The organism is Brevundimonas sp. UBA5866, assembly GCF_002432125.1.
GTDB lineage: Bacteria > Pseudomonadota > Alphaproteobacteria > Caulobacterales > Caulobacteraceae > Brevundimonas.
Window position 1 is genome coordinate 87932 of record NZ_DJFS01000027.1, and the last position, 15232, is coordinate 103163.

General features: G+C 62.4%; 13 protein-coding genes. 5 read left to right on the forward strand and 8 right to left on the reverse strand.

The features are described 5' to 3' along the window. Nucleotides 1-1845 (reverse strand): malate synthase G (locus tag B3H86_RS03335; protein ID WP_292051158.1); only part of this gene is annotated, 1845 nt, incomplete at its 3' end. Between the two features lie 105 nt (nucleotides 1846-1950). On the opposite strand from B3H86_RS03335, the gene B3H86_RS03340 reads away from it, so the two are divergent. The 3 genes from B3H86_RS03340 to B3H86_RS03350 all read left to right on the forward strand — a co-directional run bounded on the left by B3H86_RS03340 (nucleotide 1951) and on the right by B3H86_RS03350 (nucleotide 4111). After that, nucleotides 1951-2841 (forward strand): LysR family transcriptional regulator, encoded by an 891-nt coding sequence (locus B3H86_RS03340; protein WP_292051159.1) that lies wholly within the window; start codon nucleotides 1951-1953, stop codon nucleotides 2839-2841. 61 nt (nucleotides 2842-2902) lie between these two features. Continuing rightward, nucleotides 2903-3148: a hypothetical protein gene (locus B3H86_RS03345; RefSeq protein ID WP_292051160.1), complete on the forward strand. Its 246-nt coding sequence runs from the start codon at nucleotides 2903-2905 to the stop codon at nucleotides 3146-3148. Nucleotides 3149-3157: 9 nt separating this feature from the next. After that, nucleotides 3158-4111 carry a cation diffusion facilitator family transporter gene (locus B3H86_RS03350; RefSeq protein WP_292051161.1) on the forward strand — a complete coding sequence of 318 codons (954 nt, stop codon included), beginning with the start codon at nucleotides 3158-3160 and terminating at the stop codon, nucleotides 4109-4111. Between the two features lie 41 nt (nucleotides 4112-4152). On the opposite strand, the gene B3H86_RS03355 is transcribed toward B3H86_RS03350, so the two are convergent. Further along, nucleotides 4153-6606, reverse strand: coding sequence for a S9 family peptidase (locus tag B3H86_RS03355; protein ID WP_409450221.1), 2454 nt, complete (start codon nucleotides 6604-6606; stop codon nucleotides 4153-4155). A gap of 172 nt (nucleotides 6607-6778) precedes the next feature. On the opposite strand from B3H86_RS03355, the gene B3H86_RS03360 reads away from it, so the two are divergent. Next, entirely contained in the window at nucleotides 6779-7480 is a 702-nt protein-coding gene (locus B3H86_RS03360) for a CoA transferase subunit A (RefSeq protein WP_292051162.1), read from the forward strand. A 3-nt stretch (nucleotides 7481-7483) separates the two neighbouring features. Continuing rightward, nucleotides 7484-8134, forward strand: coding sequence for a 3-oxoacid CoA-transferase subunit B (locus B3H86_RS03365; protein WP_292051163.1), 651 nt, complete (start codon nucleotides 7484-7486; stop codon nucleotides 8132-8134). Between the two features lie 56 nt (nucleotides 8135-8190). On the opposite strand, the gene B3H86_RS03370 is transcribed toward B3H86_RS03365, so the two are convergent. The 6 genes from B3H86_RS03370 to flgK all read right to left on the reverse strand — a co-directional run bounded on the left by B3H86_RS03370 (nucleotide 8191) and on the right by flgK (nucleotide 14912). Beyond that, a complete protein-coding gene (locus tag B3H86_RS03370) occupies nucleotides 8191-8856 on the reverse strand; it encodes an ABC-type transport auxiliary lipoprotein family protein (protein WP_292051164.1) in 666 nt (221 codons plus the stop codon). Beyond that, complete coding sequence (locus B3H86_RS03375) at nucleotides 8853-9791, reverse strand: MlaD family protein (RefSeq protein WP_292051165.1); 939 nt, start codon at nucleotides 9789-9791, stop codon at nucleotides 8853-8855. The genes B3H86_RS03370 and B3H86_RS03375 overlap by 4 nt, the downstream gene beginning before the upstream one ends. A gap of 16 nt (nucleotides 9792-9807) precedes the next feature. Then, nucleotides 9808-10611, reverse strand: coding sequence for an ABC transporter ATP-binding protein (locus B3H86_RS03380; protein ID WP_312820826.1), 804 nt, complete (start codon nucleotides 10609-10611; stop codon nucleotides 9808-9810). After that, complete coding sequence (locus B3H86_RS03385) at nucleotides 10608-11732, reverse strand: MlaE family ABC transporter permease (protein ID WP_292051167.1); 1125 nt, start codon at nucleotides 11730-11732, stop codon at nucleotides 10608-10610. The genes B3H86_RS03380 and B3H86_RS03385 overlap by 4 nt, the downstream gene beginning before the upstream one ends. A 154-nt stretch (nucleotides 11733-11886) precedes the next feature. Next, the gene (locus B3H86_RS03390; protein ID WP_292051168.1) at nucleotides 11887-12804 is read right to left on the reverse strand and encodes a flagellin; all 918 of its coding nucleotides are present in this window, start codon (nucleotides 12802-12804) and stop codon (nucleotides 11887-11889) included. Beyond that, nucleotides 12801-14912, reverse strand: coding sequence for a flagellar hook-associated protein FlgK (flgK, locus tag B3H86_RS03395; RefSeq protein ID WP_292051169.1), 2112 nt, complete (start codon nucleotides 14910-14912; stop codon nucleotides 12801-12803). The genes B3H86_RS03390 and flgK overlap by 4 nt, the downstream gene beginning before the upstream one ends. Between the last annotated feature and the right edge of the window lie 320 nt (nucleotides 14913-15232).

Consider the following 15232-nt stretch of genomic DNA (forward strand, 5'->3'; position numbering starts at 1 on the left):
CTTGGAACAGCCGACGCCCTGATCGATCCAGCGCACGACATAGCCCAGAATGCCCTGACAGTTATTCTCCAGCTCCTGCCGGATATCCTCGGGCGAATAGTTTTCGGTCGCCAGCGGCAGGGTCAGCAAAGGCTCCAGTCCCGTTTCGGCACGGGCGGCCAGTTCCTGCTGAACGGACCAGACATCGACCTGATGGTAATGCAGGGCATGAAGGGTCGCAGCCGTCGGTGACGGCACCCATGCGGTGGAGGCACCCGCCTTGGGATGTCCGGCCTTGGTGGCCAGCATGTCGCCCATGCGATCGGGCGCGGCCCACATGCCCTTGCCGATCTGCCCCTTGCCGGACAGGCCTGCGTACAGACCGATATCGACGTTTCGATCCTCATAGGCCTTGATCCACGATGTCGCCTTGACCGCTTCCTTACGGACCACCGGCCCCGCTTCCATCATGGTGTGGATCTCGTCGCCCGTGCGGTCGAGGAAGCCGGTGTTGATGAAGACCACCCGATCCTTGGCCGCGGCGATACAGTTGCGCAGGTTGACGCTGGTGCGGCGCTCCTCGTCCATAATGCCCATCTTGATCGTCAGCGGCGGCAGACCCAGCCCGTCCTCGACCGCCGCGAACAGGGCACTGGCAAAGGCCACCTCTTCGGAGCCATGCATCTTGGGACGGACCACATAGATGGAGCCCGCACGGCTGTTGCGCTCCGTTTCAGGACGCTTCAGATCGTGCAGACCGATCAGGCCGGTGATGGCGATATCCAGTATATTCTCGGGGATTTCACGCCCCTGCCCATCCAGCACCGCATCGGTCGTCAGGTGCAGGCCGACATTGCGCTTCAACAGCACGCTGCGGCCTTTCAACTTCAGGGATGAACCATCCGGCGCGGTGTATTGGCGGTCGGGGTTCATGGTGCGGTCCATCGACTGGCCATCCTTGGTGAACCGCGCCGACAGGTCGCCCTTCATCAGGCCCAGCCAGTTTCCGTAGACCAGGACCTTATCCTCGGCATCCACGGCGGCCACGCTGTCCTCGGCGTCGCAGATGGCCGTCAGGGCCGCTTCGACGATCACATCGGCCACACCCGCCCGATCGGTCGCGCCGATCCGATGGTTGCGGTCGATGGCGATCTCTAAATGCAGGCCGTTGTGCTTAAACAGAACACCCGACGGCGCAGCGGCCTCTCCGGCATAGCCAGCGAATGTGCCGGAAGCGGCAAGGCCCGTACGCGAGCCATCCTTCAGTTCCACGACCAAGGCACCGGCCTCGATCCGATAGGCCACAGCCTCGGCATGGCTGCCTTTTGCCAGCGGCGCGGCATTATCCAGAAACCCGCGCGCCTCATCGATCACCTTCTGGCCGCGCACGGCGTCATAGCCGCCCCCTTGCGGCAGATCGCCCAGAGCATCCGTGCCGTAGAAGGCATCGTACAGGCTGCCCCAGCGGGCATTGGCAGCGTTCAGCAGATAGCGGGCATTGGTCAGCGGCACGACCAGCTGAGGCCCCGCCATTGTCGCCAGTTCCGGATCGACATTGGCCGTGCCGACGGTGAAATCCTCCACCTCCGGTTCGATATAGCCAATCTCCTTCAGGAAGGCCTGATACTCGCCCTGATCCGGCTGGCCGGGTCGGGCCCGGTGCCAGCCGTCGATGCGCGACTGGATCTGGTCACGCTTGGCCAACAGTTCGCGGTTCTTGTCGGCAAAGCGGTCAACCAGGCCCTCCAGAACGGAATAGAAGGTTTCCGGCGACACACCCGTTCCCGGTGCCGCACGCTCGCGGATGAAGACATCCAGCGCATTGGCGACATTCAACTTGCCTTGGCGGATCATCGGGATGGACATGATGGCTCTCCTCATTCTGGGATCACCCTAGCGGCTGATATCCCCGCTATCCATGAATAAGAATGAGGTCTATCTTTGCATAAATCGCAAAGATGAGAGTTCACCATGCTGGCCGAGTATGAAATCTTCGTCCGCGCCCTTGAGGAAGGCAGCCTGTCGGCAGCCGCCCGCAGGCTGGATCTTTCGCCCGCCGTCGCCTCGCGCAGGCTGGCACGGCTGGAAGACCGCCTTGGCGTGCGTCTGATCGAGCGCACATCGCGCCGCCTTGCCCCGACCGAGGCCGGACGCCTTGTCTATGAGCGGGCCCAACAGCTTCTGGACGGTGTCGAAGACCTGGAGGCCTCAGTCTCGCGGCGCACCACCCAGGCCCGCGGCCTGCTGCGCGTTACCGCGCCAACCTCTTTCGGGCGGCGCAGACTGGCTCCCTATCTTCAGCCGTTTCTGGAGAACAACCCGCGCCTGACGCTGGAACTGAACCTGACCGACGCCTTTGTGGATCTGCTGGCCGAGGATGTGGACGTCGCCGTGCGCATCGGCGCGCATGACCCAGCCAATCCGGCCATGCACAAACTGGCACCCAACCGCCGCGTCCTGTGCGCCAGCCCGGACTATATTGCCCGCCACGGCACCCCGGAAACACTGGATGCCCTGCGCGATCACGCCCAGCTGGCCGCCGAGAACCAGTCCCTTTGGCGACTGGAAGGTCCGACCGGCCCCGTCACCTTTCGAGCGCGCAGCCGCGTGCGCACCAATTCGTCAGAGGTCGCCCGCGAACTGGTGCTGGCCGGTGCCGGCATCGCCCTGCGCTCGACATGGGATGTGGGCGAGGAACTGAAGGATGGCCGCCTGAGGGTGGTCTTGCCCACCTATAGCGGGGCGTCCGACATCGCCATCTTTGCCCTGACCGCCGGACGGGCGCGGGCCGAGACGCGGGTGCGCGCCTTTATCGGTTTTCTGTCCGGCCTTTATGGCGATGTGCCTGAATGGGATCGCTAGCGGAACGGCCAAGTCTGGATCGCGTTGGCTTCAAGGGGGTCATCAAGGAGAAAGGAACCCTATGGAACCCGTAGAGCGCGACCGTCACAAAAAAGCAGCCGATGCCGTACAGCAAGGCCGCCCCGTTGATGCCGATTATGTGCGCAGTAGCGGCAAGGGCAAATCGGTTCTGCCCATCCTTGTCATCTCCACCCTGTTGGCCGCTGTCCTTCTGATTGGCGCATTTGCCATATTCAGTGGCACCAGTGGCGATGTGGATCGTTCCGTTTCCGAAAAGGCGGCCCAATCAGCGGAGTTCGCCAACTGACGGACATTCATGGTCGAGGCAACACTCAACACTTTGGGACTGAACACCGAGACGCGGGTGTTGAAGGCCTCCATCATTGGATCGCTGATCGTTGCCCTGGCGGGGATCGTTCTGGGCCTGCTGGCGCGGTCCTTTTCCATCACCTTTGACGGTGTCTACACGCTGGTCGATGCGGCCATGAGCCTGCTGTCCCTGCTGGTGGTCCAGTTGATCACCCGCTTTGCGCTTTATCAGCCCCTGCCCCGCGGCCTGCAGAACCGTTTCAGCGTCGGCTTCTGGCATTTGGAGCCTATGGTGCTGGCGTTGAACGGCATACTGCTGATCTCGGTGGCCAGCTATGCGCTTCTGAATGCGGTCGGCAGTTTCATGGCCGGCGGTCGCGAGATCGATTTCGGCGTGGCGACCATCTATGCCGCCATCGTCGCCACCGTCTGTTTCGTGCTGGCCATCATCGAGGGACACGCCAACAAGAAGATAGATTCCGAGTTCCTGCGGCTGGATGCGAAAGGATGGGCCATGTCCGGGGCCATCACTTCGGCCCTCTTGATTGCCTTCGCCATCGGCATGGCCATAGAGGGCACCTCGCTGGACAGGTTCGCGCCCTATATCGACCCGCTTGTGCTGGCCGTGGTGTGCTTGATCATCATTCCCATGCCCATTTCGACCGTACGCAGCGCGGTTTCCGACATGCTGCTGATCGCCCCGCCCGGCTTCAAGGACAGCGTCGATGCCATCGCCAGCCGGATCGTGCGTGAAGAGGGCTTTGTCTCGTTTCGCAGCTATGTCGCCAAGGTGGGCCGCGCCAAGGAAATCACCCTGTATTTCATCGTCCGCCCCAACAGCCCGCCCCGCCCGCTGTCGGAATGGGACGACCTGCGCGACCGCATCGGCGAGATGATCGGCGAAGACAATCCCAACCGCTGGCTGACCATCGTTTTCACAGAAGACGAGGAATGGGCCTGAAACAAAGAAAAAGGCGGGGCTTTTGACCCCGCCTTTCGCTTTTACTGCGCCTGACCGGCCTGCTGGGAAGCTTGCGGCTTCATCCAGCGGTCAAGCCAGCTGACCATTTCATACAGGGTGTGGCCCACGCTCTCGCGGGCGCGATAGCCGTGGTCCTCCAGCGGCAGGACGACATAACGCGCCGTCGCGCCGTTACCCTTCAGCGCCGCATAGAAGCGCTCGGACTGGATCGGGAAGGTGCCGGAGTTGGCGTCCGCCTCGCCGTGGATCAACAGGATCGGCTCGTTGATCTTGTTGGCATAGGTGAAGGGCGACATGCGGTTGTAGGTCTCGGTCGCCTCCCAATAGTTGCGCTGCTCGGCCTGGAAGCCGAACGGCGTCAGGGTGCGGTTATAGGCACCCGAACGCGCGATGCCGGTCTTGAACAGATCGGTATGCGCCAGCAGGTTGGCCGTCATGAACGCGCCATAGGAGTGACCGCCCACGGCGATGCGCTCGCGGTCCGCGACCCCCAGAGCGACCACCGCTTCGACCGCCGCCTCGGCACTGGCCGTCAGTTGCTCGATATAGGTGTCGTTCGGCTCTGCCCCATCCACGCCGATGATCGGCATGGTCGGATTGTCGAGGATGGCATAGCCCTGTGTCAGCAGGAACAGGTGGCTGCTGCCGCCCGGACGGACAAAGCGGTTGTCGCTGTCCACGACCTGACCGGCCACGGCGGCGTCGGTGAACTCTGCCGGATAGGCCCACATCAGCAGCGGCAGCGGGCCGTCACGGTCCTTGTCATAGCCTGCGGGCAGATAAAGCGTACCCGACAGCTGGACACCGTCGTTGCGGGTATAGGTGATCAGCTGGCTGGTCACATCGGCCAGTTGCGGGGCCGGATCGGGGAAGTTGGTCAGCGGCGTGATCGCGCCGTCCAGATCGCGGATCCGCAGATTGGTGGGCTGGGTCTTGGTCTGGTGGCTGGTCAGCAGGCGGCGGCCGTTGTCGTCCAGAATACCGACCAGAGATTCGTACTCGCCCTGTGCAGAGCGCCACAGACGCTCGGTCTCGCCGCTGTTCAGGTCCATGACATCGAGGAACGGATAGGCCCCTTCGCGGGTCGCGCCCGCGCCCGTCACGAACACCTTCTGGCCATCGGCGGTAAAGCGGATCAGGCTGCGGCCACGACCGTTCGGCTCGACGATGACCGAGCCCGGATCGTTATAGCGGTCCTGATAGTTGCGCTGGACCAGCACACGCTGCTGCTGCGGGTTGGACGGGTTCACCAGCAGGCGGGTTTCCTGACGATTCTGGAACCAGCGGCTGTTGACGATGGCCACATCGTCGCGGCCCCACTGGGTTCCGGCATAGCGGGCCTTGAGGTCGGCCAGAACCACGGCGGCATCGTTGAACGGCGCGCGCAGCATGAATACGCGGTCGCGTACTTCGGAGGCATTGCGCGGATCGCCGCCATCCTGCGCCTCGGTCCACACCAGGGTTGCATCGGCATCGGCACGCCAGCTGACGGCACGCGGGCCGGTGGCCACGGCGTCAAAAGCGGTTGGGATATTGTCGCGCAGCGGCAGGTCCGACACCTGATGCACCAAACGGCCATTCAGGTCGGTGACCACCGTTTCGCTGGGGAACAGGCTGGTCGGGACCACGTAGGAGTACGGCTTCTTCACGCGCGTCTGCAGCACGTAGCGGCCATCCGGCGACAGGGACGCGCCGATATATACGCCCGCCTGTCCCACGGTACGCAGCCGTCCATCCAGATTCACGAAAGCCGGCTGGGACGTGAAATAATAGTCGAACAGGGCCTCGTCGGTCGGATCCTTCAGAAGGTCCTGATAGGTGCGAACCGGAGCGACGCGGCCGCCCGTCTCGTCCACCACCGGACCCGTCGGCGGGCGGTCGGTCACAGGTGCCGGACCGCGGTTGGCCGGGACCGTCAGGACCATCAGGCCATTGCTGTCCGGCTGCCAGTCGAAGCCGCCGGTGGCCGTGGCGTTGACGATACCGCGGGTCAGGCGCTTGGCCTTGGCATCCGCCACGGTTGCGACCCACAGTTCCAGACCGCTTTCGGCGTTGACCAGGAAGGCCACCTTCTGGCCGTCCGGCGACCACGAGGTCGAGGTCAGTCGCACATTGGCCGGAAGTCCCGTCACCGGACGGGCCTCGCCGCCCGCGACCGACTGGAAGCTGAGGCCCTTGAGCCAGCTGATCTGGGAATTCGCGCGGCCATTGTTGCGCGGATTGATGCGATAGCCGCCCAGACGCAGCATCGGCTCGGACAGTTCCTGGATCGACGGCAGGTTGCTGCGCTCGGTCAGCAGCAGGGTCTTGCGATCAGGGCTGACGCTGACGCCCGGTGTCGGTGCGCTGTCGAGGATCTGAGCGATCGGTGCCGGCGGCTGTTGATAGGTGGGGCTGTCCGCAAAGGCCACCATCGGTGCCCCGCTGGCCAAAAGCAGTGCAGCACAGGCTACCGAAAAGTTTCGCAAACGCATAACGCCCTCCAGATTGCGACTTTAATGTGAACTTGTTTGAGTGCCCCCGCAGTATACGTCAACCGACAGACGAACATTGCGCTGTTCTGTCCATGTCTTGCGGCAGGCTCTTTCCCGCTTTAAGGGAGGTTAAGACCGCAATATTCATCAGACGGTGAAAAAAGGGAGTGACATGGGAAAGATCTACGCTGACGTGAAGTCCGCGCTGGAGGGCCTGACATTCGACGGCATGACCGTCATGTCCGGCGGCTTCGGCCTTTGCGGCATCCCCGAGAACCTGATCGCCGGTCTGCGCGACAGCGGCGTCAAGGGCCTGACCGTGATTTCCAACAATGCGGGCGTGGACGGCTTCGGCCTCGGCCAGCTGCTGGAAACCCGCCAGATCAAGAAGATGATCTCGTCCTATGTCGGCGAGAACAAAGAGTTCGAGCGCCAGTATCTGGCCGGTGAGCTGGAGCTGGAGTTCAACCCTCAGGGCACGCTGGCCGAGCGCATCCGTGCGGGCGGCGCGGGCATTCCGGCCTTCTTCACCGCCACCGGCGTCGGCACCCTCGTGGCCGAAGGCAAGGAAGAGCGCGAGTTCGACGGCCGCCGTTACATCATGGAAACGGGTCTGGTCGCGGACCTTTCCATCATCAAGGCGTGGAAGGCTGACGAGCGCGGCAACCTTGTGTTCCGCAAGACCGCCCGCAACTTCAACCCGATGATGGCCACCGCAGGTAAGGTCACCGTGGTCGAGGTCGAGGAGATCGTTCCGGTCGGCTCGATCGATCCGGACCACATCCACACGCCGGGCGTCTATGTCGACCGCCTGATCCAGACTGTTTCGGAAAAGCGCATCGAACAGCGCACCGTCCGCAAGAAGGAGGCCTAAGTCATGGCTCGTACTCGCGAACAACTGGCTGAACGTGCTGCCAAGGAACTGCAGGACGGCTTCTATGTGAACCTCGGCATCGGCATTCCGACGCTGGTGGCCAACTACATCCCCGAAGGCATGACCGTTACCCTGCAATCGGAAAACGGCATGCTGGGCATGGGCCCCTTCCCCTATGAGGGCGAAGAGGACCCCGACCTGATCAATGCGGGCAAGCAGACGATCACGGAAATCCCCGAGTCGTCCTATTTCAGCAGCGCCGATTCCTTCGCCATGATCCGTGGCGGCCACATCAACCTGTCGATCCTCGGTGCGATGGAAGTGGCCCAGAACGGCGACATCGCCAACTGGATGATCCCCGGCAAGCTGGTGAAGGGCATGGGCGGTGCCATGGATCTGGTGGCGGGCGTGAAGCGCGTCGTCGTGGTCATGGAACACGCCAACAAGCACGGCCAGTCCAAGGTGCTGAAGGCCTGCACCCTGCCGCTCACCGGTACGGGCGTGGTCAGCCGCATCATCACCGATCTGGCGACCTTTGACGTCAAGCCGGACGGTTCGGGGCTGGAACTGATCGAACTGGCCGATGGCGTGACTTTGGACGAGGTCGCCGCCAAGACCGAGGCCGACTACACCGTCGCCGCTGGTCTGGCCTAAGGCTACGTCACAGCAGAAATGAAAAGAGCCGGAAGCATCGACTTCCGGCTCTTTTTTTATCGGCGGTTGGCAGGGGTGCCAGGCGTGTCGTCACCCGGCGGCATGGTGGCCACTTCCTGAACCGTCCACTCCACAATCTTGCGGACAGCCTCCGCCGTAGCCCCGTTGTAGGCTGCAACGATAGACGACACGCGGTTGGCATCGGCGTTCTGGATCACGTCGAAACGCGCATCCTTGATGATGGCACGGTCATCGCGGCGCAGGAGTTGGACAGAGACAGCGATCTTGATCTCCGGCGCGGCACCGGGGGTCGAATAGACCGTCTCGAAACGACGCACATCAACCGTCAGGCTGACAGCATTGCGCGTCAGCGGGCCGCTGGTCACACGAAGGCACGGTGCCCCGGTGGCAAAGCCATCCTGAAGCGCGTCCTCGAACAGGGTCGAAGCCTGACCGACCCAGCGCGCACCGCCGACATAGGCCGTCTCGTTACCCGTGGCGGTCAGGATCTGGTCGCCGCGCGCCGCAGCATTGAACTCCACGCGACGCAGGTTCACGCCGGTCGGCGCGCATGACGGCACAGAGCCCTGGGCCGTACCTTCGCCAAAGGCAGGCGTAGTCCCGAAACGATAGGTCTGTACCGGATCGGGCGTTTTCAGGACCGCACAGGCCGACAGCGTCAGGCCCGCAGCCACAACAGCAACAGATGACAGACGGATCATGGCTGGACCTCGACTTCCTTGGCCGGTGCACGGCCGATGAACTCACGCGGGCTGCGGCGTACGTTTTCGATCAGGTCTTCCAGCGAACGGGTGGCCTGATTGAGCTGACGCACAGCATCATTGATTTGCGGCACGGTGGTGGTGCCGAACTCGCCCAACGGAGCCTCCAGCCCCGTAGCCGAGCGGTTGATCGAAGCAATCGCCTCACGGGCCTCGTCCGACGCCTTCTTGATGTTGGCAATCGCCTCCGCACCATCCGTATTGATGATGTTACGGGTATCCTGTGCCAGCAGGCCGTATTCGGTCACGGCTTCATTGGCCTTCTTCAGCGTCTCTTCCAGCTCCATCAGAATACCCTTGCGGGCGTTCAACTCGGCCGTCATCGCCTCGACATTGCGTACGCTGGACGAGAAGGAGCGGATGTTGTCGTCGGACAGCACGCGGTTGATGCGGTTCAGGGCATCCACCGTCTGGGCCAGCACCGTACCCGACCCCGTCAAAAGCTCCGCCAGCGGGCTGGCCTGGGACTGGATCACCGGAACGTCGTGCTCGCTATAGCGCGACTTCAACAAAGGCGTTTCGGGATCACCCGCCGTGATCTGGATATAGTTCAGGCCGGTGATGCCCTGCGGCTCCAACTGGGCGCGGCTGCTCACACGAACGGGCGTGGTGCCGTTCAGGCGCACACGGGCCACAACCTGATCACCCTTTCTGGGGTTCAGGTTCAGGTCCGTCACCTCGCCAACGCGGATGCCGTTGAAGTGCACTTCACCGCCTTCGGACAGGCCGCGCACGGGACCATAGAAAATGATGTCGTAAACATCATAGTCCTTGTTGAACTGCAGGCGCGCCAGCCAGATCGTGAACACGGCAAGGGCCACCAACAGGGCCACCGTGACGATACCGACCGCAGCGTAATGAGCGTCTCTTTCCATCTCGTTCCGGCCTTCCTTAAGCGGCACTTCTTCCGGCGGCTCGCCCGCGCGGACCCAGGAAATATTCCTTGATCCAGGGATGATCCGACTTTTCCAGCTCCTCGACTGGAGCCTTCGCAACCACATGTTTGTCTGCCAGTACGGCCACGTGATCACAGATGGTGTAAAGGCTGTCGAGGTCGTGGGTAATCATGAATACGGTAAGGCCAAGGTCGCGAGACAGTTCCAGAATGAGCTCGTCAAACGCCGCCGCACCGATAGGATCCAGACCGGCCGTCGGTTCGTCCAGGAACAACAGCTCCGGATCCAGCGCCAGCGCACGGGCCAGGGCCACGCGCTTGATCATGCCACCCGAAAGCTCGGCAGGCTTCAGGTAAAGCGCCTCCGGCTTCAGCCCGACCATTGCCACTTTCATTTCGGTCAGCTCGCGGATCACATCGCGCGAAAGCTGGGTGTGCTCGATCAGTGGCGCCGAGACATTCTCCATAACGTTCAGCGCCGAGAACAAAGCCCCGCGCTGGAACAATATGCCCGTACGCTGTTCGACCTCGGCGGCCTCGGCCTTGGTCATATTGCCACGTTCGTAGCCGAACAGGCGGACCTCGCCGCCCTCGGGCTCCTTGAGGCCGATGATGGAGTTCAGCAGCACGGTCTTGCCCGTGCCCGAGCCCCCCACGACACCGACGATCTCGCCTTTGTTGACAGTCAGATCGAGGTTCTCGTGAATGACACGCTCGCCGAATTGGCTCAGCAGGCCGCGCACCTCGATGACGGGCGTTTCGTCTGCGTCACGGGTCACGGGGGAATTTGCGTCGCTCATATGCCCAACTCGATAAAGATCAGGGCGAAGACGGCATCCAGCAGGATGATAGCGAAGATCGCCTGCACGACGGCCCCCGTCACGCGAGAGCCGAGGCTTTCGACATCGCCGTCTACAGCCATACCCTGACGGCAACCGATAGCCGCCACGACCAGGGCAAAGATCGGGGCCTTAACCAGACCCACCATCATGTGCTTGGCCATATAGCCGTCCTCCAGCAACCGCTGGAAGAAGAAGGCCGGGCCAAGATTCAGCTGGCTCCACGACACCAGGATACCGCCCAGCAGCCCCCCCATCATGGCCACGAACGTCAGCAGCGGCAGCATGATCAGCAGCCCCGCCAGACGCGGTATGACCAAGGCCTGGAACGGATCGACACCCATGACCTGCATGGCGTCGACTTCCTGGTTCATCTTCATAGAGCCGATCTCGGCGGCAAACGAAGAGGCCGAACGGCCCGCCAGCAAGACCGCGGTAATCACCACCGCAAACTCGCGGAATACCGCCACGCCGATCAGCTGGACCGAGAACACCCCTGCCCCGAACTGGGTCAGCAGGTCCACACCGATAAACGCGACAACCGCCCCGATGAAGAAGTTGGTGATGGCGACGATCGGAATGGCATCCAGACCCGCCTTTTCCATCTGCGACACCCATGCCGCCCAGCGTATCCGCTTGGGTGATTTGAGTGCCGTGACACAGGCTATGATCAAGCGCCCCAGAAAGGCGAATGACCCCATCGTCTCGGAACCGAAATCATGGACGCCACGCCCCACCTTGCTGAACCCGCGTATCAGCGCAGGCGGCCGCTTGGGCGCAGGGGTGGTCATGTCTTCGAGGCGGGCGATGGTGCGATAGATGCTGCCTGCCTGGGGATTGGCCTGCCACAGGGCCTTGTCGGTTGTGACGTCCGCCGCCTGACGCAGGGCCAGCGCACCGGCGGTATCGAACCGTTCCAGTTCGCCCAGTTCCAGACGCGTGACCTCGCGTCCTTTCAGCTCTTCCCCCAAAGCCGAGGCGACGTGGCCAAGCCCTGTCGCCGACCATGCGCCCAGAAGAGCCAGCGTGACCTGTCCCTGTTCATCCGTATCGATGCGATAGCCAGCGGTTTTGGTCGTCATTACATCCGATACCGGCAACATCTGGTGCCGTCGCCATTGAGATTTATTTTGGTTAAGCTTTCAAACGCACTAGATGTCAACACAGGATGACTAGCGGCGCTGTCAGCATCCCCTCAAGGCTAGAACGGCGGCTCTGCGGCCGCCGTTCCATCGGTTAGATATAATCTAGCAGCGAAACCCGCCTGAGCTGGCTTACGACCTGTGCCGACGCCTGCAGCGCAACCTGCGCCAGTTCCAGATCGGTGACCGCCTTGGCCATGTCCGCGTCCGTCTTGTCCGACACCATGATCTCAAGGGCATCGGCCTTCACGGAGTTGGTCTTGATGATGTCCTCGACCCGTTTTTGGTAAATACCGTTACGGCCCTGCTCGTTGACGATGTTTTTTGCGGCCGCTTCAAAACGCTGCATCAAGCCGGTCAGCGCGGTGTTCATGGTCGCGTCAATCGTACCCGACAGGGGCGTCGTGGCATCCAGCGTCTTGATATCCTTGAATATCTGGAACAGCTCGCTGCCCAGTTCATTGGCAAGGAAGCCCGTATCCATGACGATATTATCGTCCAGGCGGCTGGCCTGACGCAGATAGCCATTGGCAAAGGCATCATCGACCGTCGCCGTCAGCGCCAGCTGGTCCAGATTGGCCACCGGCGAAGGCTTGGTATCGGAAACACCGCCCGAGAACAGATACTGCCCCTGATGCTGGGTGTTCAGGGCATCCGAGATGGTCTGGAACTGGATTTTCAGTTCCTCCATCAGACCATCCATCCGGCCTGCGGCAATCGCATTGGCGATGGCCAGGCGGGTGGCGGTCGCAGCCTCCGATATCTTGTCCATCGCCAGATCCTGGGCGCTCAGCCTATCTCTGACGGCCTTGTTGGTGTCGATGTGGGTCTGCACCCGCGCCTGGGTGGAGCGCAGTGCGTTGACCGTCGCTGCCTCACGCCCGAAACCGACAAGATCGGTCGCGTTCTTGCCCGTCGAGAAGCGGTTCTGCGCTTCATTCGTGCGCTTCTGTGCCGTCATCAGGTTCAGAAGGGCCGACTGGTTGTTTCCGTAGGTGGTGACGCGGCTCATCGGACCATCCCAATCAGAGTGTCATACATTTCCGACGCCGCCTGGATCAGGCGTGCCGATGCGTTGAAGGCCTGCTGGAAGGTGGTCATCAGGACCAGTTCCTCTTCCAGATTGACCCCTTCGAAGGAATCCCTGCGGGCACTGGCGGTCGAGTACAGAGCCTCGGCACTGCTGGCGGCGTTTTCGCGCAGATTGGCTTTTGCCCCGATCGAGCCCGCCATGTCCGACGCATAGCGCGTCAGGGTCGAGATCGAACCCGAAACGCCTCCCGCCGGTCCGAATCTGGTGCTGGCATTGCCGGCCTGGGCCAGCAGACGCGCGCCCGTTCCGTCGGCCCCGCTGATCGCGGGACTGCCGGCCGGAACGCCCAGATTCAGCTGGCTGAGGGCCAGTTTAGTGGGGTCGCCCATGATGTCCTGACGTACCGACATGGTCGCCGTACGCGCGCCACGCATACCGCCAAGTCCGAACACCTGGCTCATCGAAACGCCGGACGGATTTTGCGCCGTACGGTCATTCAGGACAGACATCTGGGCCGGTGGCGTGCCGCGTCCGGTGAAGATCATCTCTCCCGATGCGCTGAGGCTGAAGGTGCCGTGACGGCCCACACCCGCGACCGGATCATTCAGGGCCGAGATCAGATCGGCCATAGTGCCGCCCGCCGGAACCGTGAACTCGATATCGCGGATCTTCACGCCTTCGCCATTGGCGAAGCGGAAGGTGAGCTGCTGGCCAGCGGCAAATCCGTGGGCCGATGCCGTCGTCATACCCGTTTCATAGCTGATCGGCGCCGTGCTGGAGACGAGGTCGTTCAGGCCGAAATAGTGCGAGAAACCCTTGCCGTTCTTGTTGCTGGGAGCGGTGGCGTCATCAGCAATGGCCAGACCGTTGCCGCCCGCGGCTTCCAGCTTGAGGGCACCGTTGGCAAAGCTGGCCGTCACACCCGGCACCTGCGCGTTCAGCACCGTCAGGAATGTCGCAGGCGTGGCCGCAACCCCGTTGATGGTGATGTTGGCCCCGTTGAACACGATCTCGGCGCGGCTTTGCACCACGCCACTATCGTTCAACACCGCCAAAGTGGTGCGTCCCGTGAAGCCGGACAGTGCCGTTTCCAGCGTCTGGCCGGTATTGCGGCCCTGCATAACCGCAGGGGCAGGAACCGAGGACGACGCATTGTGCGCGCGGTTCAACTCGTCCGCCAGTTTGGAGGTGAGTTCGGCCAACTGTTCGGCAGCCTGCGGGGCGTCGATGTCGCGCAGCTGGATCAGGCCCTTGAGTTCACCGCTGACCAGCCCTTCGGTAAGCGAGCGCGAAGAGCCGCTGGGCTCACGCACTATAATGTCGCCAAAGCTGGTCTGTGCGCTGATGGCCCCTGCCCGCTGGTATTCCAGCTTGGCCGGCTCGTTGCCCACCAGCAGAAGGCCTGCACCCGTACGGATTTCGGTAGCCCCATTGTTCTGGGGCGACAGGCGGATATCCATAAAGGACGACAGCTGGTCGATCAGCTGCGCCTGCGCGTTCTGGGCGCCGGTCGCGTCCGCGCCGGTTACGGTGGCGCGGGTGATCTCGCGGTTCAGCTTGCTGATCTGGTCCAGCAGGCCATTGATGGAATCCACCGAGCTCTGGAGGCGTCCGTCGGCATCCTCGCGCACAGCCTGGATCTGGCGCGAGATGTCCGCCGCCTGATCGAACAGGTTCTGGGTCTTCCAGATCGCCGTCTGGCGCGCCGCAGCCGAGCCGGGCAGCTCGGCCGAGGCGGCAAAGGCGGCGAACACATCATCGATGCCGGTGAAGAAGCTGCTGTCTCCGCCCGGATCACCGAACAGGGACTGGATGCGGTCGAACAATTCATACCGAACCGTCTCGCGCGCAGCATCCGCAGAGGTGTTCAGCGTAGAGGCCTGAAGGAAACGGTCGGTCGCCAGACGCACACGGGCAATCTGCACGCCCGTGCCCATCCCCTGGGTCGTCAAGGACTGCTGATCGGCAATTTTGCGCACATAGCCGGGCGTGTTGATGTTGGTGACATTGTCCGACACCACGCGCAGCTGGCTTTGCGCCGTGTTCATGCCCGACGTCGCGATATTCATGATCAGGTTCAGCGACATCAGCGGCCTCCTTTACCGGGAAAACCCGGCAAGCCTTGCAGACAGCCGCGCAATTCTTGCCCGGCAGCCGCTTTAGGGCTTTCGCCCAAAATATTGAATTTATTAGACATTGGCATTCAGCCCTTGTTCTCTCGAACAGGTAAGGGGCAAATCGCGGGCCAGTTGGCCACCCGAACCATTCGTGCCTGCCGACCCCGGCAAAAACGATCAGGCAGAGCATTTTCGTCCCGTCGCCGAAACCCGCCATCCACAGGGTCGGTCCTGATATTTTCGCTGGATTTTCAGTCTTTTGGATCAGTGAAAACGATTTGGCCCGGCGC